The sequence below is a fragment of the Lunatimonas lonarensis genome, assembly GCF_000390185.1.
Classification (GTDB): Bacteria; Bacteroidota; Bacteroidia; order Cytophagales; family Cyclobacteriaceae; genus Lunatimonas; species Lunatimonas lonarensis.
In genome coordinates, this window is record NZ_AQHR01000054.1 from 57,581 (window position 1) to 79,912 (window position 22,332).

Below are 22,332 nucleotides of genomic sequence, written 5' to 3' on the forward strand. Positions count from 1 at the left end.
CTTCGCCTCCTCAGTCCCAAAATACCGGCTTGGAAAGAGTACTAACTGCAAAGAAAACCGCCTATTCAAAAATTCCCTCGAATCAGAACCCGGCGTTAAACAAACGACAAAAATAGATATTCTATATTTAAAAATACAATCTAATGGAATTATCAAACTATTGGTTGCCACAGCAGGTCAAGCGGTATAAATCACCTCGCTATCATCCCACAAAATAAAAAACCATCAATCCACGCCCTCAACGAACAAAGGTTCGAATTTAGGCGTGAGATTGATGGCCCTGAAAGTCGAAAAAACTATTCTGCCTGGTTAAGCACCTTATGACCTCCTTTGATCAAATGGATATCCCGCTGGAATAGCTTGACATCCGAGGAAACCATATCTGCCACCAACATCGGAAGATCATATTTTGGCTTCCAGCCCAGCTTTTCATTGGCCTTCGTAGGATCACCTATCAGCAAATCCACTTCCGTAGGCCTAAAATACGCTGGGTCTATACTGACAAGTACGTCCCCCACGGAAACCTTGTATCCATCTACTTTCAATACCGCCGAGGCAACGGCTTCGTCTATTCCATCCAGTATACCAACTTCCTCGATTCCATGCCCCTCAAACCGGATTTTGAATCCAATCTCAGCAAAAGCCATGCGAATAAAATCACGTACCGTAGTGGTAACGCCCGTTGCAATTACAAAGTCCTCAGCCACATCCTGCTGCAAAATGCGCCACATGGCCTCCACGTAATCCTTCGCATGTCCCCAGTCCCGCTTCGCGTCAAGGTTTCCCATAAACAGGTTCTTTTGAAGACCCAAGCCAATTTTGGCTACGGCACGGGTAATCTTTCGCGTTACAAAGGTTTCCCCTCGTAGTGGAGACTCGTGGTTAAACAGAATGCCGTTGCAGGCAAACATCCCATAAGCTTCCCGGTAGTTTACCGTAATCCAGTAGCCATATAGCTTGGCAACCGCATACGGAGACCGCGGATAAAACGGCGTCTGCTCGGACTGGGGCACCTGCTGTACGAGGCCATACAGCTCTGAAGTAGAAGCCTGATAGATTTTTGTTTGCTTTTCCATGCCCAACAGTCTCACAGCCTCAAGGATTCGCAATGTTCCGATACCATCGGCATTGGCAGTATACTCCGGGGTGTCAAAGCTAACCTTCACATGGCTCATCGCCGCCAAATTGTAGATTTCATCCGGTTTTGTCTCCTGAATGATCCTGGTGAGGTTCATCGAATCGGTGAGATCGCCATAATGAAGGAACAATCTTTTGTTTTCCTCATGCGGATCTTGGTATAGATGATCTATGCGATCTGTGTTAAACAACGATGCCCTTCGCTTGATGCCGTGAACGATGTATCCCTTCTCTAAAAGTAGTTCAGCAAGATAAGCACCATCCTGCCCAGTTATCCCCGTAATTAATGCTGTCTTCATGTTGTGTGATTTATTAAAATTGCCTTAAAATGTCACTTGTTAGATTTTGACTTCCTTTACTTGGTCAATATTTTGCAGAAACCATTCATAGGTCTCCCGGATACCCGCTTCCAGTTCAATGGATGCCTTCCATCCCTTCTCCGCCATTTTTGACACGTCCATCAGCTTGCGGGGAGTACCATCCGGTTTGCTTGTGTCCCAACTGATCAATCCCTGGTGACCGGTGATCTTTTGTATCAACTCAGCCAACTCCCTAATGGTAAGGTCAACCCCTGAACCTACGTTGTATAAATTATCCTCAAACCGGTTTTCCATGGCAAAAGTGACTGCGTCAGCCATATCATCCACATGTAAAAATTCCCGCATAGGCGTACCCGACCCCCACAACACCACAGCACGGTGCCCGTCCTTTGCCGCCTCATGGAACTTCCGGATCATTGCCGGCAACACATGGCTGGTCTGCAGATCAAAATTATCATGGGGACCGTAAAGATTGGTAGGCATCAGGCTAATAAAATCCCTATCAAATTGTTTGCGAATTGCCTCACAGGCTTTTACCCCCGATATTTTTGCAAGTGCATACCACTCATTGGTAGGCTCCAAAGATGAAGTGAGCAAATACTCCTCTTTAAGAGGCTGCGGAGCAAATTTCGGATAAATGCAGGAACTACCCAGAAATATAAATTTCTCCACGTTAGTATGCAATGAGATGTCGATCAGGTTATTCTGAATAAGCATGTTATCCATCAAAAACTGATAGGGATAGTTGTTATTTGCCAAAATCCCCCCAACTTTTGCAGCTGCATCAATTACCACGGAGGGGTTTACAGCTTGAAAAAACTCACGAACAGCCTGCTGATTTCTAAGATCCAATTCCTTGCTGCTTGCACCAATTAATTCAGTGTAGCCCTTTTTTTCAAGAGACCGCCAAATCGCTGCACCAACCATACCTCGATGGCCTGCAATGTAAATCTTTGTGTTCTTCGCTATCATACTCGGTTACGCTAAGAGTTCAGGATTTTCCTTTTCCAGCCGCTCATATATTTTTTTGACGTCCTGCGCATGCGTTCGGTTTAATACCAAAATGGCGTCCTCGGTTTCTACCAAAATAACATCCTCCACCCCTAAAAACTCCACCCGCTTTTTCGAACCAATGGCTAGGTTGGTTCCTTTTCTATTGGGATCGTCCACAGGAGTATGTTCATACAAAGCCTCAAAAGAACCCATGTCAGACCACTTGAAATGGGAAGGGACCACCTTAATCCTTTTTGATCGCTCCATCACCGCGTAATCAACGCTTATCGATGGAATCTGCAAACTCTCTTCTGCCGGCAAAAAACCCTCGTCGGCGCATTCGTACGCCAATTTGGAAAGCCTGTATACCTCGGGTTCATGCTTTTGTAATTCAGCAAGAAACACCCCCGAAGAGAAACAAAACATCCCGCTGTTCCAGAGGAAATTACCCTGTGAAATAAACTCCTCTGCCTGAACCTTATTGGGTTTTTCGCGAAATGAAATCACTTCATTTCCTTTATGCTCTATATAACCAAACCCCGTTTCAGGCTTTGTGGGTACCAACCCAAATGTCACCAGATTTTCTTCACCCGCCAATGCAATGGCCTCCCTGATTGCCTCGGCGTAGGCACTCTCATCTTGGATCAGGTGATCGGATGGAGTCACCAACAGAATATCATCGGCTTGGGAAGCAAACGCTGCAAAAGCGATTGCCGCCGCCGTATTCCTAGGCATGGCCTCAATGATCTCCAAGTAGCCGGTCACACCCAACCGTTCCAAGGATTCCCTGGACAGTTCATAGTTGTCCTTGCCTCCCACTACGATCACATTTTCACAAAAGGAGAGATTACGCTTAACGGTCAATTCAAACAGGGAATGTCCATCAAAAATGGGCAAGTACTGCTTAGGTTTGGATTTTCTTGACAAGGGCCACAGCCTACTTCCAACCCCTCCGGATAAAACAACATTGATTACACGCATGTCAGAAAAGAAAAATACTATAAAACGAACTACAAATAGGTAATTAAATCAAGCGAGTAAAGGTAACAAAACCCTCGCTAAGAAGCGGCAAAAGTAAACAAAAAATATGAAATACATTTTAAAGTATTTAAATTACTTTTTGATATGTTTTTAACGATTACGCACGCCACATTCATGAACCGTATCCAAGGTGGCGAAAGACAGCCTGTCAGATACCCCTCTGAAAAAATGGACAGAATAGGTTGGGATATGGAAAGCCAAATAGATAATTTTGCCTTCAACTAACTAAATCAGCGTAAATGAGCGAGAACAGCCGATGGTTTGTCATGTACACTGCGCCCAGAGCAGAGAAAAAAGTAGCCGAACGACTATCCGAAAAAGGAATTGAAGTTTATCTGCCCATGGTAGACCAAATCCGGCAGTGGAGCGATCGCAAAAAAAAAGTGCGCGTACCGCTTTTTAACGGGTACCTTTTCGTCAATTTCACGAAAGACCGGCTGTGGGAGGCACTACAGGTGAGTGGAGCGGTAAAGTTTGTGAATTTTTCAGGAGAACATGCCACGGTTCCGCAAACTGAAATAGATACCATACGCAGGATCATCGAAACCGGAGTAGCCGTAGAAGTGAATACCGACCCCATTGAAAAGGGAGAAATGGTAAAAATATTGGGTGGCCCTCTACAAGGGTTTGAAGGGGAATGTGTCCAAAAAAGCAACCAAGATTACTTTATCATACGAATTCCCGGAATCAATCAGAACATGTTGATCAACGTACCAAGAAAATATTTGGAAGTACTCAAGGGTTAGTCATTGGATTGGACACCATCTAACCACCTCCAATCCTTCATTAGTACCATTTATTTTTTTATCTTCGTCGTTTACCGAATGTATTCTTTTGGGAACCTAACCTTATTTTGCTATGGAAAAGCACCTCTACGGAACCGGAATTATCGGAAATTGCGCTTACATCGCCCATATAGAAAAAAATTCCAACATCAGCTGGCTGTGTTTTCCGAGGTTTGACAGTGATTTTATTTTCGGATCGATGTTAGACAAAGAAAAAGGAGGCGAATTCACCATACTGCCACAAAACGGTGGTTTTCGATCGGAACAGTCTTACCTCGAAAATACCAACATCTTAGAAACTAAAATCACCAATTCAGAAGGAGAATCCTACACCATCACCGACTTTGCGCCACGCTTTGAAAACTTCAACCGTTACTATAAACCGTTGATGCTGGTCAGGAAAATAGAACCACTACACGGAGAGCCAAAAATCAAAATCAAGTGCCAACCCGTGACCCACTTCGGAAAAAAAATCCTTACCCCGTCTCCCGGAAGCAACCACATCCGGTTTTCAGGTGCAGACCAAGAAATCCGGCTTACAACGAATTGCTCCATTTCCTATGTGTTGGAAGAGAAAGAGTTTCGGTTAAACCGATCCATCTACCTGGTATTTACCTACGGAAGTCCTTTGGAAGCACCGATAGAGAGTACCATCGACCGCTTCCTAATGGAAACCACCAATTATTGGAGAAAGTGGATAAAGTCCACCAGTATACCAAACTTCAACCAGGTTCTAGTTGTTAGGTCGGCACTAGCATTGAAAATCCATCAATACGAAGACACAGGGGCCATCATTGCCTCTTCAACCACCAGTCTTCCGGAGTCTCCCGGATCTACACGAAACTGGGACTACCGCTATTGTTGGATGCGGGACACTTTCTACACCCTCAACGTCTTCAACCACCTGGGTCATTTTGAGGAGTTGGAACGGTACTTTGAATACATCCAAAACCTTCCCACTGACCGCAAGGGCAGGTATCAGCCCTTATATTCCATTACGGGCTCCGCACTTCTCGAAGAACGAATATGCGAGTTGGAAGGGTATCTGGGCAATCAGCCCGTGAGGTTTGGCAATCAGGCCTATACCCATATCCAAAATGACCTCTATGGCCAGGTTTTGGTAAGTTTGCTGCCACTTTATGCCGACAAGCGCTTCATCGAATCCGAAAAAAGCCATTCCAAACCCTTCATTAATAATCTACTTCAAAAAATCGAGGAGACGATGGATGAAAAAGATGCCGGACTTTGGGAATTCAGAAATCTGCAACAACAGCATTGTTATACCTTTCTGTTTCATTGGGCAGGAGCGTGCGCCGCAATAAAGATTGCCGATCGTCTCAAAGATTCCGCCATGAAGGAAAAGGCCGTTTTTCTAAAAAATTCAGCTGCCGACAAGATTGAACAATGCTACATCCCTGAGATGAGGGCGTACTCGCAGGCGATAGGCACCCGAAACATGGACGCCAGTACGCTCCAATTGATCACAATGGGCTATTTTGGTGACGATATCGAACGGGCAAACGATCACCTAAAAATGCTTGAAAAAGACCTTCTGGCGAAAGACTACCTATTTTACCGATACAAACATACCGACGACTTCGGTAAGCCCGAAACGACGTTTTTAATATGTGCATTTTGGTACATAGAAGCGCTTGCCTGTGTAAATCGGCTAAATGAAGCAATCGAAGGATTTGGGAAATTGACCCAATATTGCAATCACCTGAAGCTGTTTTCTGAGGATGTGGACCACCATACGGGGAGTCAATGGGGAAACTTTCCGCAGACCTACAGCCACGTTGGCCTGATGAACGCGGCTTACCGGATCGGGCAAAAACTAAATAAACCCGACTTTTTAATGTAGAAAGCAGCCTATTCAACGAAAGCCCCATGCTTTGTAATTGACGGCGCAGCAGATAACCGGATGCAGGTGCAACTCTTCAAATAAAAAATATAGAGAGGCTGAATCTGACTCGATTCAGCCTCTATCGTTTGTATGGGTATCAATTTCCCCTTCTGCCCTGCGTGGTGGAATTCCCCGAACGGCTTGAGTTGGTTGCGGGAGAATTTCGGGCAGGGGGCGGAGAGCTTACCCTTGATTGGCTTCTCGACTGGGGCCGTACGCCCACATCAGTACGTTGATTGTTTCGACTCGCTGGTGCCACCCTGCTTTGTGGTTGCGAAGCTCTTGGCGTCTGCCCTACCTGGGGTTGACGACCCTGGGAAGGAGTTGATGACATCCTGTTTCCTGCCGATGCGGCAGGACGCGCCTGTGATTGACTGGAGGTTGGTCTTTGGCTACTTTGGATCGATGCGCCGTTAGATCCCGAACTCCCTGCCGTTGCCGGACGAACTGCCTCCGACCTATCCCTGCTAGGTGTCGATTGCACCCGAGAGGATTCGGACGTAGTTGGCCTATTCACCGTGTTATCTCGTTGAACCGGTGCAGCAGACCTTTGAGGAGTAGCCTGAACTGGCCGATTAGGCTCGGCAACTGTTCCTCTCTCCGTAGTAGGTTGGGTTCTGCTCACAGGTTGCGCCGAACGAGAGGATGCAGGTGCATCCGCCGCTACTGCTCTAGGTGAACGCGCAACTTGATCCACCTCGCCACGTGTGTTGGAGGCCGTGCTGCGCGGGTTGTTGGTTGCAGGGACGGTAGCTCGATTTTCCTGCTGTCTAGAAGAGCGACTATCGCCTGCCACCGCTCGATCACCACTGGCATTTCTCCTCATTTCCTGGTATTCTGAGGAAGTGTAGGACCTTGCTGGTCTCACGTCGACAGCGTTCCCAAGTCTATTTGAGGGGGTCACCTCGGGACGGTAGAGGGTAAGTTGATTGCTTTCCAGGTTAGCCCTCCCCGGTCTATTTCCATTTGCCACTTCGTAAACAGGCACTCGACTTCTGGTCACACGCTGTAACTCGGTCCGGCTGGGACCCGCCACATAGGTCCTGTTATTGTACACGTAGGTATTGTTTATCACGGTGGTCTGATTATAGATAACCGTTACGTTTCGGGGTGGAATGTAGTAGTTATAGATGTTTCTCGCCAGAAACCTACGCCTGGGAACAAACACCCAATAGTTGACCGGGAAGCCTACGGAAACATGGACTCCCACATGAGGCATCAACGGCGCCCAGCCATAGTACCCACCTCCGGTTCTCCATTGCACCCAAGCAGGGCCCCACTCATAGCCCGGAACCCACGCCCAGCCATAAAAATCACTGAAAAACCACCTGCCATAGTGAAATGGTGCCCATCCCCAATCGTAATAAGACACCCAGGTATTCCCAAAACGGCTATTTACCCAATAACCATTTGTACGGTAGGGCTGAAACCCCGCATCTACCATGGGAATCCATATATAGCCATAGGTTGGATCCATCACCCAGTCACCATAAGGAGCCAATCCGTCATAAAAAACCTGAAAGGATACACCCCTCGCATTCAACGATGCTTCTGCTGGTTGACTAACAGTAAAAACCAAGAGCACCATTGCCATCCATCCCCCAAGGAATGTGTTATAAAGCCGATTTTTCAGGTAAGTTCTCATAGCTTTTTTGGTTTGGTTGTTTGATGTATTTTACGCATAAAATTTAATAATGTTTTACATAAATCAAATTTTACCAAACAAAAAACAATGAAAAAAACTTTTTATAAATTTTTATAAAATAAAAAGCCTATAATATAAAATTATAGGCTGATTGAATTTGATCAGGTGTGCGATATTTTATTTGGTCAAGGCATCAATTTTTTTTGCAATCTCCTCCGCTTCATACATAAGCTTGTCGGCTGCTTTCCGATCTGAGTGTGACACCTTGTGTGCTTTTTCCATTAGCATCTTGTATTCTTCCGATAGCTTTTCCTTTTCCGTTTTTTTTTTGAATAGTCCGAACATAGTCTTTTTTCTTTCGAAAACTATCAGACAACCACCATTGTTTGCATCTAGTTGAAATTCTCAAACATCAGGTCGTCACGCTGTAACTCTTCTTCTACCACTTCATCATCTTTAAAATTGATGATATCCTCTAGCGTTCCGGTACGTGTATAGTATTTCCAAGCACCTTCCTTCTTTCCATCTTCCATGGTACCTTCCGATGCCAATCTTCCATTATCATGATAGTACTTCCAAGTCCCGTCAGCTCTTCCATTTTTGTAGTTGCCCTCCGATTCTTTCACCCCATTCACGTAGTAGGTTATTCGAGAGCCGTTTCCATCTTTCAAGGTACCCGCATCCAACGTTTTGGATCCGTCATAGCTAAAGTATTCGCCCACATTCATGAGCCTTCCAAATCGCCAGGTTTCCTCTTGTGTAAGTTGTTTATTGTCGTAAAACAACCCCCAAACGCCATCTTCTTGGCCCAAGAAATAACTGCCGACGGATTTGAGCTGCCCCCCATCGTAGTAGTAAAACCACTGCCCGTCTTCACTACCTAGCTTATATTCCCCCTCTGCAACAAGTATGCCAATTTTATTAAAATACTTCCATATTCCGTGTTTGAGATCGCTCCTGTATTCTCCTATAGAATAAAGGGTGCCCTCGGGGAAAAAGCTTCTCCAGATCCCCACTTTCATACCATTTTCATACTGACCTGTTACCGACGGATTTCCATTGCTATGATTTTCGAGATACTCTCCAACGGGTACGCCGAGCTTAAATTCCATTCGTTTTGAGAGGTTTCGATTGGGGAAAAACTCCTCCCAAACACCTACCTGAATATCGTTTTCATAAAGTTCTCTGCGCGCGGTTCGTCGGTTTTCGTAGAAAAACTCCCACGTACCTGTTTTATTCCCATTCTTATCAAACTCCCGGATCGATTCTACTACATTGGTCTCTGGAAAATAAGTCGTCCATCTTCCGACTCTTCGTCCATTATCATAGGTTCCTTCTTCCATTACACGCTTATTCATGCTGTAGCGCTTGAATTCCCCATGTGGACGGTTATCCCTGTAGGTAGTTTCTACTGCCAACACACCATAGGGAGTATACTCCAAGTAGGTTCCCTGTTTTCTGTTTTGGCTGAAGTTTTGCCGGACAGCCAATTGGCCATTCTCATAATATGACAACCATTCTCCCTCTTTTTTCCCGTCCACATACCTACCCTCCTGCTTTACCTGCTTAGGATCTACGAAATTAGGCCTACCTGTCCTTCCATAGTATTCTTTATAAGGTCCCACAAGGACACTATCCTGAAAAACTGACTCCTTGATAAGCGCACCGTCCCTATCAAACTCCATGTAGGCGCCGTTCAAGAGGTTATTCTTGTAGCCTGCCACGATATGGCGCTGATTGTTACTATGGTAGGTTGCCCATTGGCCATCCCTTACACCTGCCTGAAAAGTTCCTTGCTGTATCAAGCGGTTAGTCCGCGGATCAATAAACTTCCAAAGCCCATCCATGCGGTTATTTATCATGATCCCAGATCCCATCAGAGTGGAATCCGCGTTGTATAGGTTTACCGCTTGCCCCTGCGCGTACACTTGGTGAACGGTAAATACAGCAACCATCAAATAAAAAAAGAATTTCATATGATTATAATTGTTTTTTAGCGGTCATAACTTAAACCGGTTTATCCGGATAGCCTGCCCAGATTCATCGGGGGCATGCCTAAGATAGTCGTCCCCCTGTGTGAGCACTTAACTTGAGGGCATTACATGCTTAAACTTTTAAGATTTTGTTTATCTTACGTTCATCCATCAAACTTGGTTCCAAGTTAATTCTAATAGCCAAAAAAAGTATAGTTTTCAGATAATATTTAGAAGGAAACAACGGATAGTTTTTGTGACTACCTGAATCCGCCGCGATAAACTGACTATCAAGGATCCTCCCCTGCAAGCAACAAATTAACCAGATCCTTTACCTCACCAAAAAGCTGATGGGCAACTGAATTTCGGTCACCGGCAAGGACAATGGATTTCACTAACTGCAAGCGGTATGCAGGATTTTCATCTATAAATGCACGAACGTCTGCAGATAGCGTTCGTTGAGCCCTTGCATCAATAATGGTCTTGTAGTGCCACAAAGAAACAGTTTCCGCAAAAAAGTATCCCCTATCCAACAAAAAACGCAAGTTCCTTTCCCTCCAGATTTCGGGGTAAAAGCTGTTTTGCCTTCCTACAAAAAGGAAAATAAATGTACCTCTTCCCCACCAATGGAGCAGGCGAACGTTTAAACCGACTTCTAAATCAAAGTCCCGAACCACATCGAGCACTTGGTAGGGACACTTTTCCAGCTCGTTCCCTTTACTTACTTTACTGCCATTGTACACGGAGAACCTATTGCCCAAATCTAAAGCAGCCACCCGATTGGCGACATCCAGCAGAATGGACTCATACAAAACTTTGAGCTGGTGGACTTTCTCGAAGAGCTCGCGATTGCCGGCTATTTTCCACGCCTCATCGATTTCTCCCATTTCCAAATCTACCAACGGATCAACGCGGAACCCCATGCAAACCCACTGCCAAACGCCGCGAGACAAACCAAATCGCCACGCTTGATCAAACCGGCCGCCATCGCCTCACTTATCGCTATTGGAATGGTAGCCGCCGTGGTATTGCCGTAATCCATGATGTTGTTGTAAACCTGGCTATCAGCGAGTCCGAGTTTCTGCTGTATGTACTGGCTGATTCGAAGATTTGCCTGATGTGGAATAAGCATGTTCAACTGCGAAACGTCCATCTTATTGGCCGCCAAAGCCTCCAGAATAACCTCATGAAACCTCACCACCGCGTGCTTGAATACGGCATTGCCGTTCATGTATAAGTTGAACCCCCCCGCGTCAATCATCTCCTGGGAAATCCGGACTTCCCTGCTGCTACCGGGATCCTTTACATAGAGCTCCTCCGCAAAATCCCCATCCGCATGAAGGTGGCTAGAGAGAATACCAGAATCATCCGATTCATTTGCCTGCAAGATTACAGCTCCCGCTCCATCGGCAAAAATAACCGCACTCGACCTACCTTCATCACTCTTATCCAATGCGGAGGATTGAATTTCCGCACCAACCACCAAGATGGTTTTGTACATACCCGACTTTATGTACTGATCAGCGATGGAGAGAGCATAGACAAAACCGGAGCAGGCATTTCGAATATCCAAAGCCCCTATACCCTGAAGTCCCAGCTCCCGCTGCAACAATACACCATTTCCCGGTATGAAGTAATCAGGCGTTATCGTAGCAAAAATGATGAAATCAATCTCCTTTACGGGTATGCCAGCATTGGAAATGGCCATTTTTGAAGCCTCCAAAGACATGCTTGTAACCGTATCCTTTCCAGGAACAAACCATCTTCGCTTCTCAATACCAGTGCGTTCCACTATCCATTCGTGATTGGTATTCATTACCTTGGACAGATCATCGTTGGTTACGACCCGTTCTGGCAAATAATGTCCTGAAGCAATTATTTTGGATTTTATCATCTACGTTGGGGTATATCATTTACAGTCATTGGGACAAAGTTCCTATTTATCGGGAAAATTACAAGAAGGTTGTGCATTTCAGAAAACTTTCAAGAACTACCCATTTTTTTTCTGATCAATTTTGATCCATCCGTCAACTGCGAAACTATGCTTTTCTGTGTTTTGAACAATCAAAAATGAAGTTTAGTTGAAAATACGGAAAATTCAATAATTCTACGGTAAATACAACTATTAAAAAAATTGCCAAAATTTTTCCTTTTTAAATTTTTTACGATTTATTAACCAAAAACATAATCAAATTCGGAATGTTATTAAAATAAATGCAAAAAACATTTAAGTATATTTTAGATATCAAAAAACATAAAAATAGATCCTAGTATCAGATTTGTATTTATCAAATTCAAGATTCGAACGACAAAAACTTCCTAACTATGAAAAACCAATACTATTGCCTGACACTTTCCTTTGCTCTTGGTTTATTCATCCAAGCCCTTGCCGATACTACGCAGCACCCAATAGGCAATGAAAACCTAACAAACCCTATAGTGGCATCGGATTCAATAGCAGGCATCCAAAAAACTGCAGGAAAAACGCCTATCAAAGAGAACCTTATAGCCATACAAAGCAAAGGAGACGGTACGTCCCGCAATCTTTTTGGGGAAAAGCCCCAACAACCCTCAACCGAAATTTATGCCCCTTCGAATGCCCGTTTGAGGGGATTCCGCGAAATGAACCGCGGCTTTCGCGAGATGGAACAAGACGAGAAAATCATGGGCAACGAATTTAGGTCAGAGATCCAACAAAACATCGAAGCCTACCCCAACCCTGCAAACCGGTTTGTAAAGCTGAAGACACCCTTCTCGCTGGATGTGGAAAAAGTCGAGGTTTATACCGCTTCCGGAACATTGAAAGCAACCTGGAACTTGGAATCGAACCCTTGGGGAACAAATTCAATCGAGGTGAACACTGAATCGTTGGAAGCGGGAACCTATATTTTCAGGGCATATAGCAATGGATTGCCTCTGAAACCAATGAGGATACTGATCACTCGTTGATCCATTTCTTACAAACGACCCTGGGACTTCAGTTTCCAGTACCGCATCAATCCAGTTACGGACATCCAACTTGGATTAGCGTATTCATAAAGTGCCCTTAGGGATGGAGTAACATCCCGGTTTATCATTGCCAATCGGGTGTATTCCATAAACCGAGGGGTGGCATCATCGATAGAAGCCCCTTGGTCAAACTCTTCTTTGATAAAAAAAGCCCAATCATCCAGGGATTGTTCTAGCTCACGCAAATGATCCTCGACATGCTCCACTACACCAAAGTGGGTCAAATACAGGCGGGAGGGAGAAAGTTGCCTGATTAGTTCTATGGATTTCTTCCAACGCTCCAAATGGATATCGGGAGGCGGACAGGGAGGCACTACCGGACCCCCAGAAATCTTAACGCCTGCTACGTCCCCGGTAAATAGTGTATCATCGAACTGCCAGGCTACGTGATGGGAGGCATGCCCTGGCGTATGCCATGCCGTAAAGGCAATCCCACCAAAATCGAAGGTTTCTCCGTGCTCTACCTGAATCAATGATGACTCAGAAATGGGTTCCATGCTCCCCCAGAGCCTTGCCATGTTATCGGCACCGTAAATCTGGGACGCTGAATCCCAAAGACGCTCCGGAGAGGCCAAATGGGGCAATCCCACAGGATGCACGTAAATCCGGGCACCAAGCTGGGCCAATCTCCAGGCCGCCCCAGCATGATCAAAATGGATATGGCTTAACAAAACATGTCGAATATCGGAAGGCTTGTAACCAAGCACTTCTATCTTGCCTCGTAAAACCGAAAAGGTACTCTCTGGGCCGGTTTCGACCAATACAAGCCCATCGCCGGATTGAATCAAAAATGCACCAATGGTCTGCTCTGCATCCTGAAACTGCAAATCAAGGATATGTACATGGCTTTCCTTCCTCATCCGAATAACGTATAATTTCCAAATTGATCCATCGGAAGGGTTTTGCGAATGACCGCAGCGGAATCGTTTGCCACCTGGTTGACAAGGGGAGATACCGTATAGCATAGCATGTCGTCCTCTGATCGTGGTTTCAACAGGGATTCCAATCTTTCCTCAGATGCCAAAGGATCCAGCCAAATCGACTCAGCACCTCTTTCCAAAATTACCGGCATTCTATCATGAATATCGTTTACAATACCGTTTGGTGCTGTGGTGATGATCAAAAAGGTGTGGTGAACCTCCCCTTCTGTGTTTTCATACTCATCCCAAATTCCCGCAAATGCGAAAAGGCTCTCATCTAACAACGTAAACCGATAAGGTATCTTTGTTTTCTTGCCCATCTTTTTCCATTCAAAGAAACCATCGGCAGGAACCAGGCAACGTTTGCGCCTAAATGAATTCTTAAACGAAACGGTCTCTCGGATAGTCTCGGCACGGGCATTAATAAAACGCTGGGAAACAGGCTTATTTCTTGCAAATTCAGGCGTGATCCCCCAGTAAAAATGGGAAAAACCCATAGGGCTGTCTGAGGTGATCACCGGTACCAGCTGGGTGGGCGCGATATTAAACCTAGGATGGAAGGGCTCCAGCATCTCCGCATTGAAACGCTCTTCCAAGGCCTTTTTGCTTTTTGCCAATGAGTATCTGCCGCACATAATCTATTTTTATCGATAAATATACAGGTTTAATCGAAATGGATAAAATCGAAGGATCTTTTTTCAGACCAGTAAGGCTGACCGCTCTGCCGCGGACTGAATCCCACATGTCCTCCAAAATACGGAAACTCCATAAATACGTTTTTTAGTGAGCGCCCAAGTTTTTCGGGAAAGCAACTTTTGCTCAAAAAAGGATCATTGAGCGCGTTTAGGATCAATACCGGAACCGAAATCTGATCCAAGTAGCGAATCGATGAGCAACTCTCGTAGTAATGACTGGCATTCCTAAAACCATGCAAAGGCCCTGTAACCCTATCGTCAAACCCCCTAAGGGTCGATATCCTATCCAATCCTTTAGTGGATAAAAGATCGGGAAACAATTTGGCTTTAGCGATTACCTTTCCCTTGAGCGTCTTCAGAAATCGCTGGCTATAAAGCCAATTGCCCGGCTTTGACAGCTTATCGGCAGAATCTCCAAGATCTAGGGGAACCGAAATAGCCACCGCCTTTCGTATCCCATACTTTTCCGGATCGCTTTCACCCAGAAATTTCAAGGTGAGGTTGCCTCCTAGACTGAAGCCAATGAGAAACGTATTCCGGTAACTTTTACAGGCATGCCGCACGACAATTTCCAGATCATAGGTGGCACCTGAGTGATAGAATATAGGCTGAAGATTCAATTCCCCGCTGCACCCTCTGAAGTTCCAGTTGAGAACGTCGTAGCCCATTTGGGAAAAAAAATCCGCCATGCCCACCATATAGGGTCGTTGGCTATTGCCCTCTAGACCGTGGCTGATCACTACCAGATTTTGGGAACCACGCCTCAGCCAGTCCAAATCGAGAAAATCACCGTCCGGCGTACTAATCCTTTCTCTTTCAAAGGGTAATCGCGGCACCTTTCGGAAAAGGGACGGAACAATCGTTTGAAGGTGCCCCCCTAAAAGTAGTTCGGGGTGCACATAATTTTGATTTTTTACTACAGGCATTTCAATTGTTTGCGAGAAGCCCCCCCGCCTCCCGTGGTGAAAATACTATTATTAAATTTGAATAAACATATTTTAAGAACTATTTTTGGCTTGCGGAAATTTAGAATTCGAAAAATTAACTTATGGCCGAGATAATACGAATGCCCAAAATGAGCGACACCATGGAAGAAGGGGTGATCGCACAATGGTTGAAAAAAGTTGGTGACGAAGTTAAACCCGGAGATATTTTAGCTGAGGTGGAGACCGACAAAGCCACCATGGAGCTTGAATCATATGAAGAAGGAATACTGCTCCATATCGGGGTGGAGGAAAAAGACGCTGTCCCCGTAAACGGAGTAATCGCCATACTGGGCGAAAAAGGCGAAAATATAGATGAGTTGTTAAAAGACTTGGCAGGTGGAAAATCCGGTTCCTCTGCTCCAAAAGAACCCGCCAACGAAGAAAAGGCCAGCTCAAAAGCAGAAACCAAAGAGAAAGAAGAACCCTCCGAAAAAATTGACGTTTCGGGTATATCCGCTACTATTATTGCGATGCCAAAAATGAGCGATACCATGCAGGAGGGAACCATCGCCGCTTGGCTCAAGAAAGTGGGCGATACTGTAAAAAGTGGGGATATCCTCGCAGAGGTAGAGACGGATAAGGCCACCATGGAACTGGAGTCTTACGAAGACGGTACCCTCCTATACATAGGGGTAGAAGCGGGCGATTCGATCGAAGTGGATGGCGTCATAGCTGTTATCGGTGAAAAAGGTGCCGACTTTGAAACATTGTTAAAGGCCCATAGTCAAAAAACAAAACAAGGATCCTCGGAAGAAAAGGAAGAGACGGCTCCCAAGTCCCAAGCATCTCCTGCTCCTTCAAAAGAGGAAAAGAAGGAATCCGCTCCTGCAACTAACGTCCCTTTATCCGAAAACGGTCGGGTTAAAGCTTCCCCTCTGGCCAAAAAGATCGCAAAAGAAAAAGGCGTGGACATCTCCCTCGTAAAAGGTAGTGGGGACCATGGCAGGATCATCAAGAAAGACGTGGAAAACTTCGATCCAGCCTCTGTAAAACCGACTCAAACCAATGAAGCTTCGGTAGGAGCTGCCATCGGACAGGAGTCCTACAAGGAGGAAAAAGTTTCCCAAATGCGTAAGGTTATCGCCAAGCGCTTGGCAGAAAGCAAATTTTCCGCGCCCCACTTCTACCTGACCATGGAAATCAACATGGATAAGGCTATTGAGGCGCGTAAGAGCATGAACGAAGTAGCTCCGGTAAAAATCTCCTTCAATGACATGGTTATAAAAGCCTGCGCGGTGGCGTTAAAACAAAACCCAAAGGCCAACTCATCTTGGCTGGGAGATAAAATCCGGTACAACGATCACGTGCACATAGGCATGGCAGTAGCTGTAGAAGAAGGCCTGTTGGTGCCTGTAATTCGCTTTGCAGATTCCAAGTCCTTGTCACAGATATCAAACGAAGCAAAAACGCTGGCAGGGAAAGCCAAAAACAAAGAGTTGCAGCCGAAAGATTGGGAGGGAAATACCTTCACCATTTCCAATTTGGGCATGTTTGGGATCGACGAATTCACGGCAATTATCAACCCGCCCGATGCATGTATCCTTGCAGTGGGCGGTATAAAAGAGACCGTGGTGGTGAAAAATGGTGAAATGAAGATAGGAAACGTCATGAAGGTTACGTTATCCTGCGACCACCGGGTGGTAGATGGTGCCGTCGGATCTGCATTTCTGATCACACTCAAAAACCTGTTGGAGGATCCAGTCCGTATCTTGATCTGATCCGCCATCCTACTCACACTATAAAAAGTCCTAACAACTAGGACTTTTTGTTTTTCAAGAAATGTTTGATTTAGCTAGTGAAAAAACCCCAATGACAAAGATAAAATCCACTACCGTTGTCGCCATCAAACACAATGGCGAAGTAGTCATCGGCGCAGATGGACAGGCAACGATGGGCAGCACGGTTGCAAAAAGCAGCGTCAATAAAATCCGAAAACTACAAGGCGGGAAGATCGTGACCGGCTTTGCCGGTTCCACCGCGGACGCATTCACCCTACTGGAAAAATTTGAGGAAAAACTGGCTGCCTATGGCAACAGTATGAAGCGAGCTGCCGTGGAACTTGCGAAGGAGTGGCGCACAGACCGTATGCTTAGCCGGTTGGAAGCCATGATGGTAGTCGCGGACTCAGAAGATATACTGATAATTTCTGGAACCGGCGACGTAATAGAACCGGATATGGGAATCGCCACAATAGGTTCCGGAAGCATGTACGCCCAGTCCGCGGCAAGGGCACTAAAAAAATACGCCCCACAACTTAATGCGGAAGAAATGGTACGGGAAAGCCTGGGAATAGCTGCTGATATCTGTATCTATACCAATCACAATATCATTATAGAAAAAGTAAAAGCGTAAAAGCCGGCAAGCAGCCGGCCTTTGCCGTTTAAACTTCGAAATCGTATACCTGTACCTTTGCCCATTTGGCTTTGTGATCGGCAATAAATTGAAGATGATCTGGATGTTCTTGGTATACATCGTGGTCAGGTATACTGTCAAAATATACCGTCAATGCAATGTGATAGCTGTCGTCGATAACGTCCCTTTTTTCCGTTTTGGCGGGGACGCCTACGCTAAAGTCCTTTGCAGTAGAAACTGACCCGATCTTGCGACACCCATCCATCACAGGCTGCAGGTCTGTATCAGGATTGTGAAGCCAAAAAAACACTTGATGTACGATCATATTTTGATAGTTAGGGAGTTTTATGATGATTTACAGATTCAAATATAGCGAAATTCAACCTTACGAAGAAAGGCAATACCATTTCCACCCTATAAACAACAAAACAGAATAACCTTTTCAAATGAAATACAGAAAACTGGGAAAAACCAACTTCGACGTATCGGAGATATCCCTCGGCACCTGGCAGGTCGGCGGAGGCTGGGGTCAGGATTTTGACGAGCGAAAAGCAGAAAGAATCATCCAAGCCGCGCTCGATGCCGGGGTCAATTTTATCGATACAGCCGACGTCTACGATGCCGGACTCAGTGAGGCGGCTGTCGGAAAAGCAATCAAGCACCACCCCGAAAACGTCTTTGTTGCCACGAAATGCGGTAGACAGATACAACCCCATGTAAATGAAGGCTACACCCCCACAGTGCTCCGCTCATACGTAGAAGCAAGCCTTAAAAACATGCAGCTTGACACGATAGACCTTATCCAGCTGCATTGCCCCCCTACGCCAGTCTACGATAGGCCAGAGATATTCGAACTCTTTGATAGGCTGAAAGAGGAAGGAAAGGTTCGCCATCTTGGAGTTAGTGTAGAGAAGGTTGCCGAAGCAGAGAAGGCTCTGGCCTATCCGAACGTGGCAACCGTCCAGATTATCTTCAATATGTTTCGACTCAAGCCGTCAGAGCGCTTTTTCGCATTGGCTAAAGAAAAAGACTGTGGCATAATCGTTCGGGTACCCCTCGCAAGTGGACTACTTTCCGGAGGAATGGACGCGTCCAGTAGGTTCCACCCGGCAGACCATAGGACGTTTAACCGAGAGGGACAGGCATTTGACAAAGGAGAAACGTTCTCTGGCGTGCCCTATGAGCTGGGTTTGCGGGCTGTAGAGGAACTAAGACAAGTGTTTGGAACGAACACAAAGCTCGCCGCTCACGCATTACGATGGACTTTGATGTTTCCAGAAGTAAGTACGGTTATCCCCGGGGCTTCCAGGCCGGAACAAGTAGTGGAAAATATACGCGCTTCAGAACTTCCCGCGTTAAGCACCGACCAAATGGAGGCAGTGGAACGCATCTATGAAAAGTACTTAAAAGCAGACATTCATCCGCTTTGGTAGAAAAAGAAAACACATCGCCCCGGTATTCATACCCGGGGCGATGACGTTCTTCTATTTTTGAAAAAATACTTTCGTTGAGCGAAACCTAAACTAAAAAACCATTCAAAAATTCCATTAGAATTGCCTATCCTATCAACTTTTGGATACACGCTCTCCCATCAGCAAAACCTCGCTTACCTGTACCTCGGTTACGAATTTCTTTTCTCCACTTTTATCTTCATACGACTTGCTGACGAGTTTCCCCTCAATGCCGATTTCAGATCCCTTGTCGGTGTATTTATGGATGATATCCGCGGCCTTTCCAAAAGCTACCAGGGAATGCCAGTAGGTCTCATCCACCCGTTCGCCTTTCGCATTTTTGTAAGATTCGTTGGTAGCCAGCCTAAACCTTGCCATGGTTGTGCCTGTGTTTAGCGTGCGGTAGTCTGCTTTTGCGCCCAAGCGTCCGATCAACTGTACTTTGTTTCTTAGAGCATTCATAATTGTAAGGATTTAAGGTTTAGTAAATGTTTTGTTTAACATTCGTCGAAAACGAACAGTACAAAATTGCTAAACCAACATCCCGGTATCCGTATGTTTTTCGTTTCTATCCGATTAAAAACGTTTACAAACGTTTGTTAAATCCATAATTTTACTTATATTCCCTCTTCTTTTTATTCCAAAACCTATTTTTATGAACACACTACCACTAAGAGCATGCTTAAGCTGCGGAAAAGCAATACAGGGAAGGATCGACAAAAAATTTTGCGATGACTATTGCAGGAACGCCTTCAATAACCAACGGACGGCATCCAACTCCAAGGTGATACGCAATATCAATAACGCGTTGAAAAAAAACCGGAATATTTTGGCGGCACTACTCGGAGACCGGGACGATACCATCAAGACCACCAAACAAAAACTTATCGAGGAGGGATTTCAGTTCAAATACCTCACCCACACCTATACCAACAAAAAAGGTAACATCTACGGGTACTGCTACGATCACGGATACCTCAAACTCGACAACGACTGGTTTCTGATCGTAAGGCAAAAGTCTGTTTAAGGCTTACGCGAAACTGTAGGGCGGGTACCCTTTGGCTTATTGGGTGCTGGTAGCTGGATGGCGTTTGGCCAAGGTGACTGTTTTTACCACAAAACTTCATGGAATGCGCGAAGCTTCAAAACGAGTTATTACTCGCTTTATGAGGCAGGAAAACGATGAGCTTAACAAGCCCGTCTTCCCGGAAATTCTACAGCGACCCATCTCGTTTTAGCCTTGCAGGTTGAGCGTTCGTTGTTTTTTTCTCTGGTAGTTGTCTGTTTCATTTTTAGTTGTAAATTTGTAACCATTGTATAAGGTTAAACAACTTGGTTATGAAGGAATATTTGTCGCTGTCCGAAGCCTCTGAACTTATTGGTAAAAGCAAAGAAACACTTAGACGTTGGGATAGGGAGGGTAAACTATCCGCTGTCCGTGAGCCTATGAGTAATTATCGTGTTTATAAGCGAGAACAAGTCGAAACACTCTTTGCTGATTTTTTCAGTCACGATGTGGTAGATACTGTTTCTAACTATGTTGAACCGAATAATGAATATAATGTCCTAGAACTGTTTGCTGGAGCGGGTGGCTTGGCTGTGGGTCTGGAAAAAGCCGGATTGAAATGTGTCGCATTGAATGAGATTGATAAGTGGGCTTGTCAAACTTTGCGAAAAAATCGTCCAAACTGGAAAGTCTTGGAGGGTGATATTAAAGACTTTGACTTCAAAAAATATCATAATTCCGTTGATGTTGTAACTGGAGGTTTTCCTTGTCAAGCGTTTAGTTATGCAGGCAAAAAACTGGGACTTGCTGATGTAAGAGGAACTTTGTTTTATGAGTTTGCAAGGGTTGTCACAGAAGTTAACCCACCAATTTGTATCGGAGAAAATGTCCGTGGTTTACTCAGTCATGATAATGGAAAAACTTTGCAAGGAATGATTTCAATTTTAGATGAAATTGGCTATAATGTTGTCCCTGTTCAAGTTTTAAAAGCTATTAACTATAAAGTGCCACAAAAACGTGAGCGTTTGATACTGGTTGGTGTTAGAAAAGACATAGAGTTGAAGTATGAATATCCTAAACCACACAATAAAATCTATAATTTGAAAGATGCCTTACAAAAAGGCGAACTTTACGACACCAATGTTCCAAAGTCTCCAGGTGCAAAGTACCCGCAGAGCAAAAAAGAAGTTTTGGATCTAGTACCGCAAAAAGGATATTGGCGTGACTTACCGCTTGATATTCAAAAAGAATTTATGGGTGGTAGTTTTCATTTAGGTGGAGGAAAAACTGGAATTGCAAGGCGTATTGGTTGGGATGAGCCTTGTTTAACTTTAACTTGTAGTCCTGCTCAAAAACAAACGGAAAGATGTCACCCTGAAGAAACCCGACCTTTCACAGTCCGAGAATATGCTCGTATCCAAACTTTTCCTGATGATTGGGTCTTCGAGGGTTCTATGGCTCAACAATACAAACAAATTGGAAATGCTGTCCCTGTTAATTTAGGCACAGAGGTCGGCTATTCGATTGTAAAGTTTTTGAATCAATTATACAGTGTCAGAAAGTAGAGGGACTGTTCATTTGTACTTTTCTACGATTTCTACAGCTAAAGTTTTGATTGTTTGTTCGACGACCTTACTTCCATCTACCTCTAATGCGACTTCACCTATTGCATCAATCAATTCAAAATAAAAATCATCTTTCCCAGTTAGCCTATGCCAAAAATCCTTCCCTATGATTACTGGATATGTATTTCCAATTCTCCGATAATGAGAGCTTATTTCTTCTGATTCCCCATAAACAACTCCAACAACCATATCATTTATTCCAACATTAAGATTATTTGTTCTGGCTAAAGCCCTTACACCGTTGAAGTGATTTATTATAGTTGTAACATCATCGTGATTTATTGTGTTAGGCCCAGCTTTTAACTGACAATATTTCTTTCGCCCGTCAATGGCATCAATAAATTCAATGTCTATACCTTGTGTTGTTGAGCCTAAACCTTGGAAAAGGGAGCTTATCAAACTTTGGATTTTCATTCCAAATGAGGTATTAATCGAAGAACCCAAAATTTATAATACTCCCCTAAAATGGTACCAGAGGTTAAGTTAAAAAA

General features: G+C 44.8%; 22 protein-coding genes. 8 read left to right on the top strand and 14 right to left on the bottom strand.

All coding sequences use genetic code 11. The features are described from left to right. Positions 1-296: 296 nt before the first annotated feature. The 3 genes from gmd to ADIS_RS09155 are packed head-to-tail and all read right to left on the bottom strand — an operon-like array spanning position 297 to position 3,431. Positions 297-1,436, bottom strand: a complete 1,140-nt coding sequence (gmd, locus tag ADIS_RS09145; RefSeq protein ID WP_010854174.1) for a GDP-mannose 4,6-dehydratase — start codon at positions 1,434-1,436, stop codon at positions 297-299. Between the two features lie 39 nt (positions 1,437-1,475). Continuing rightward, the gene (locus tag ADIS_RS09150) at positions 1,476-2,429 is read right to left on the bottom strand and encodes a GDP-L-fucose synthase family protein (protein ID WP_010854175.1); all 954 of its coding nucleotides are present in this window, start codon (positions 2,427-2,429) and stop codon (positions 1,476-1,478) included. Between the two features lie 6 nt (positions 2,430-2,435). Next, positions 2,436-3,431: a mannose-1-phosphate guanylyltransferase gene (locus tag ADIS_RS09155; protein WP_010854176.1), complete on the bottom strand. Its 996-nt coding sequence runs from the start codon at positions 3,429-3,431 to the stop codon at positions 2,436-2,438. Positions 3,432-3,730: 299 nt separating this feature from the next. On the opposite strand from ADIS_RS09155, the gene ADIS_RS09160 reads away from it, so the two are divergent. Together ADIS_RS09160 and ADIS_RS09165 are read left to right on the top strand one after the other, a co-directional pair. Then, a complete protein-coding gene (locus tag ADIS_RS09160) occupies positions 3,731-4,237 on the top strand; it encodes a UpxY family transcription antiterminator (RefSeq protein ID WP_010854178.1) in 507 nt (168 codons plus the stop codon). Between the two features lie 112 nt (positions 4,238-4,349). Next, entirely contained in the window at positions 4,350-6,137 is a 1,788-nt protein-coding gene (locus ADIS_RS09165) for a glycoside hydrolase family 15 protein (protein WP_010854179.1), read from the top strand. Positions 6,138-6,276: 139 nt separating this feature from the next. Here ADIS_RS09165 and ADIS_RS09170 read toward each other — a convergent pair whose 3' ends face one another. From ADIS_RS09170 to ADIS_RS09190, 5 genes are all read right to left on the bottom strand, one after another. Then, a complete protein-coding gene (locus ADIS_RS09170; protein ID WP_010854180.1) occupies positions 6,277-7,824 on the bottom strand; it encodes a DUF6600 domain-containing protein in 1,548 nt (515 codons plus the stop codon). 177 nt (positions 7,825-8,001) lie between these two features. Then, positions 8,002-8,169, bottom strand: coding sequence for a Lacal_2735 family protein (locus tag ADIS_RS22965; protein ID WP_010854181.1), 168 nt, complete (start codon positions 8,167-8,169; stop codon positions 8,002-8,004). A gap of 47 nt (positions 8,170-8,216) precedes the next feature. Further along, entirely contained in the window at positions 8,217-9,800 is a 1,584-nt protein-coding gene (locus tag ADIS_RS09180; RefSeq protein WP_010854182.1) for a toxin-antitoxin system YwqK family antitoxin, read from the bottom strand. A 287-nt stretch (positions 9,801-10,087) separates the two neighbouring features. After that, a complete protein-coding gene (locus ADIS_RS22300; protein ID WP_010854183.1) occupies positions 10,088-10,720 on the bottom strand; it encodes a hypothetical protein in 633 nt (210 codons plus the stop codon). Continuing rightward, a complete protein-coding gene (locus tag ADIS_RS09190; protein WP_010854184.1) occupies positions 10,693-11,691 on the bottom strand; it encodes a 3-oxoacyl-ACP synthase III family protein in 999 nt (332 codons plus the stop codon). The genes ADIS_RS22300 and ADIS_RS09190 overlap by 28 nt, the downstream gene beginning before the upstream one ends. Before the next feature lie 431 nt (positions 11,692-12,122). On the opposite strand from ADIS_RS09190, the gene ADIS_RS09195 reads away from it, so the two are divergent. Beyond that, positions 12,123-12,746, top strand: coding sequence for a T9SS type A sorting domain-containing protein (locus ADIS_RS09195; RefSeq protein WP_010854186.1), 624 nt, complete (start codon positions 12,123-12,125; stop codon positions 12,744-12,746). Positions 12,747-12,754: 8 nt separating this feature from the next. On the opposite strand, the gene ADIS_RS09200 is transcribed toward ADIS_RS09195, so the two are convergent. From ADIS_RS09200 to ADIS_RS09210, 3 genes are read right to left on the bottom strand one after another with little or no spacing between them, the layout of a single operon-like run. Continuing rightward, positions 12,755-13,666, bottom strand: a complete 912-nt coding sequence (locus ADIS_RS09200; protein WP_010854187.1) for an MBL fold metallo-hydrolase — start codon at positions 13,664-13,666, stop codon at positions 12,755-12,757. After that, positions 13,663-14,361: an SOS response-associated peptidase gene (locus tag ADIS_RS09205; RefSeq protein ID WP_010854188.1), complete on the bottom strand. Its 699-nt coding sequence runs from the start codon at positions 14,359-14,361 to the stop codon at positions 13,663-13,665. Before ADIS_RS09205 ends, ADIS_RS09200 begins: the two co-directional genes overlap by 4 nt. 29 nt (positions 14,362-14,390) lie before the next feature. Then, on the bottom strand, positions 14,391-15,347 hold the full coding sequence (locus ADIS_RS09210) for a YheT family hydrolase (RefSeq protein ID WP_010854189.1): 957 nt from the start codon (positions 15,345-15,347) through the stop codon (positions 14,391-14,393). 122 nt (positions 15,348-15,469) lie between these two features. On the opposite strand from ADIS_RS09210, the gene ADIS_RS09215 reads away from it, so the two are divergent. Further along, positions 15,470-17,125 (top strand): pyruvate dehydrogenase complex dihydrolipoamide acetyltransferase, encoded by a 1,656-nt coding sequence (locus ADIS_RS09215; protein ID WP_010854190.1) that lies wholly within the window; start codon positions 15,470-15,472, stop codon positions 17,123-17,125. A 91-nt stretch (positions 17,126-17,216) separates the two neighbouring features. Next, on the top strand, positions 17,217-17,759 hold the full coding sequence (gene hslV, locus ADIS_RS09220) for an ATP-dependent protease subunit HslV (protein WP_010854191.1): 543 nt from the start codon (positions 17,217-17,219) through the stop codon (positions 17,757-17,759). A gap of 28 nt (positions 17,760-17,787) precedes the next feature. Here hslV and ADIS_RS09225 read toward each other — a convergent pair whose 3' ends face one another. Then, the gene (locus ADIS_RS09225) at positions 17,788-18,084 is read right to left on the bottom strand and encodes a Dabb family protein (RefSeq protein WP_010854192.1); all 297 of its coding nucleotides are present in this window, start codon (positions 18,082-18,084) and stop codon (positions 17,788-17,790) included. 121 nt (positions 18,085-18,205) lie between these two features. On the opposite strand from ADIS_RS09225, the gene ADIS_RS09230 reads away from it, so the two are divergent. After that, positions 18,206-19,192 carry an aldo/keto reductase gene (locus tag ADIS_RS09230; protein WP_010854193.1) on the top strand — a complete coding sequence of 329 codons (987 nt, stop codon included), beginning with the start codon at positions 18,206-18,208 and terminating at the stop codon, positions 19,190-19,192. Between the two features lie 132 nt (positions 19,193-19,324). Here ADIS_RS09230 and ADIS_RS09235 read toward each other — a convergent pair whose 3' ends face one another. Next, the gene (locus ADIS_RS09235; protein ID WP_035805359.1) at positions 19,325-19,672 is read right to left on the bottom strand and encodes a single-stranded DNA-binding protein; all 348 of its coding nucleotides are present in this window, start codon (positions 19,670-19,672) and stop codon (positions 19,325-19,327) included. Between the two features lie 193 nt (positions 19,673-19,865). On the opposite strand from ADIS_RS09235, the gene ADIS_RS09240 reads away from it, so the two are divergent. Together ADIS_RS09240 and dcm are read left to right on the top strand one after the other, a co-directional pair. Further along, positions 19,866-20,237 carry a DUF2116 family Zn-ribbon domain-containing protein gene (locus ADIS_RS09240; protein ID WP_035805360.1) on the top strand — a complete coding sequence of 124 codons (372 nt, stop codon included), beginning with the start codon at positions 19,866-19,868 and terminating at the stop codon, positions 20,235-20,237. A gap of 311 nt (positions 20,238-20,548) precedes the next feature. Beyond that, on the top strand, positions 20,549-21,781 hold the full coding sequence (gene dcm / locus ADIS_RS09245; protein ID WP_010854197.1) for a DNA (cytosine-5-)-methyltransferase: 1,233 nt from the start codon (positions 20,549-20,551) through the stop codon (positions 21,779-21,781). A gap of 9 nt (positions 21,782-21,790) precedes the next feature. Here the strand turns inward: dcm and ADIS_RS09250 are convergent, their stop codons facing one another. Continuing rightward, positions 21,791-22,285: a PmeII family type II restriction endonuclease gene (locus tag ADIS_RS09250; RefSeq protein ID WP_262493039.1), complete on the bottom strand. Its 495-nt coding sequence runs from the start codon at positions 22,283-22,285 to the stop codon at positions 21,791-21,793. Positions 22,286-22,332 lie beyond the last annotated feature (47 nt).

Coding starts and splice junctions, on each gene's coding strand:
- ADIS_RS22300 (WP_010854183.1), bottom strand. CDS start 10,720: ATGGGGTTCCGCGTTGATCCGTTGGTAGATTTGGAAATGGGAGAAATC.
- dcm (WP_010854197.1), top strand. CDS start 20,549: ATGAAGGAATATTTGTCGCTGTCCGAAGCCTCTGAACTTATTGGTAAA.
- ADIS_RS09155 (WP_010854176.1), bottom strand. CDS start 3,431: ATGCGTGTAATCAATGTTGTTTTATCCGGAGGGGTTGGAAGTAGGCTG.
- hslV (WP_010854191.1), top strand. CDS start 17,217: ATGACAAAGATAAAATCCACTACCGTTGTCGCCATCAAACACAATGGC.
- ADIS_RS22965 (WP_010854181.1), bottom strand. CDS start 8,169: ATGTTCGGACTATTCAAAAAAAAAACGGAAAAGGAAAAGCTATCGGAA.
- ADIS_RS09195 (WP_010854186.1), top strand. CDS start 12,123: ATGAAAAACCAATACTATTGCCTGACACTTTCCTTTGCTCTTGGTTTA.
- ADIS_RS09235 (WP_035805359.1), bottom strand. CDS start 19,672: ATGAATGCTCTAAGAAACAAAGTACAGTTGATCGGACGCTTGGGCGCA.
- ADIS_RS09180 (WP_010854182.1), bottom strand. CDS start 9,800: ATGAAATTCTTTTTTTATTTGATGGTTGCTGTATTTACCGTTCACCAA.
- ADIS_RS09200 (WP_010854187.1), bottom strand. CDS start 13,666: ATGAGGAAGGAAAGCCATGTACATATCCTTGATTTGCAGTTTCAGGAT.
- ADIS_RS09225 (WP_010854192.1), bottom strand. CDS start 18,084: ATGATCGTACATCAAGTGTTTTTTTGGCTTCACAATCCTGATACAGAC.
- ADIS_RS09240 (WP_035805360.1), top strand. CDS start 19,866: ATGAACACACTACCACTAAGAGCATGCTTAAGCTGCGGAAAAGCAATA.
- gmd (WP_010854174.1), bottom strand. CDS start 1,436: ATGAAGACAGCATTAATTACGGGGATAACTGGGCAGGATGGTGCTTAT.
- ADIS_RS09230 (WP_010854193.1), top strand. CDS start 18,206: ATGAAATACAGAAAACTGGGAAAAACCAACTTCGACGTATCGGAGATA.
- ADIS_RS09150 (WP_010854175.1), bottom strand. CDS start 2,429: ATGATAGCGAAGAACACAAAGATTTACATTGCAGGCCATCGAGGTATG.
- ADIS_RS09160 (WP_010854178.1), top strand. CDS start 3,731: ATGAGCGAGAACAGCCGATGGTTTGTCATGTACACTGCGCCCAGAGCA.
- ADIS_RS09165 (WP_010854179.1), top strand. CDS start 4,350: ATGGAAAAGCACCTCTACGGAACCGGAATTATCGGAAATTGCGCTTAC.
- ADIS_RS09205 (WP_010854188.1), bottom strand. CDS start 14,361: ATGTGCGGCAGATACTCATTGGCAAAAAGCAAAAAGGCCTTGGAAGAG.
- ADIS_RS09210 (WP_010854189.1), bottom strand. CDS start 15,347: ATGCCTGTAGTAAAAAATCAAAATTATGTGCACCCCGAACTACTTTTA.
- ADIS_RS09190 (WP_010854184.1), bottom strand. CDS start 11,691: ATGATAAAATCCAAAATAATTGCTTCAGGACATTATTTGCCAGAACGG.
- ADIS_RS09215 (WP_010854190.1), top strand. CDS start 15,470: ATGGCCGAGATAATACGAATGCCCAAAATGAGCGACACCATGGAAGAA.
- ADIS_RS09170 (WP_010854180.1), bottom strand. CDS start 7,824: ATGAGAACTTACCTGAAAAATCGGCTTTATAACACATTCCTTGGGGGA.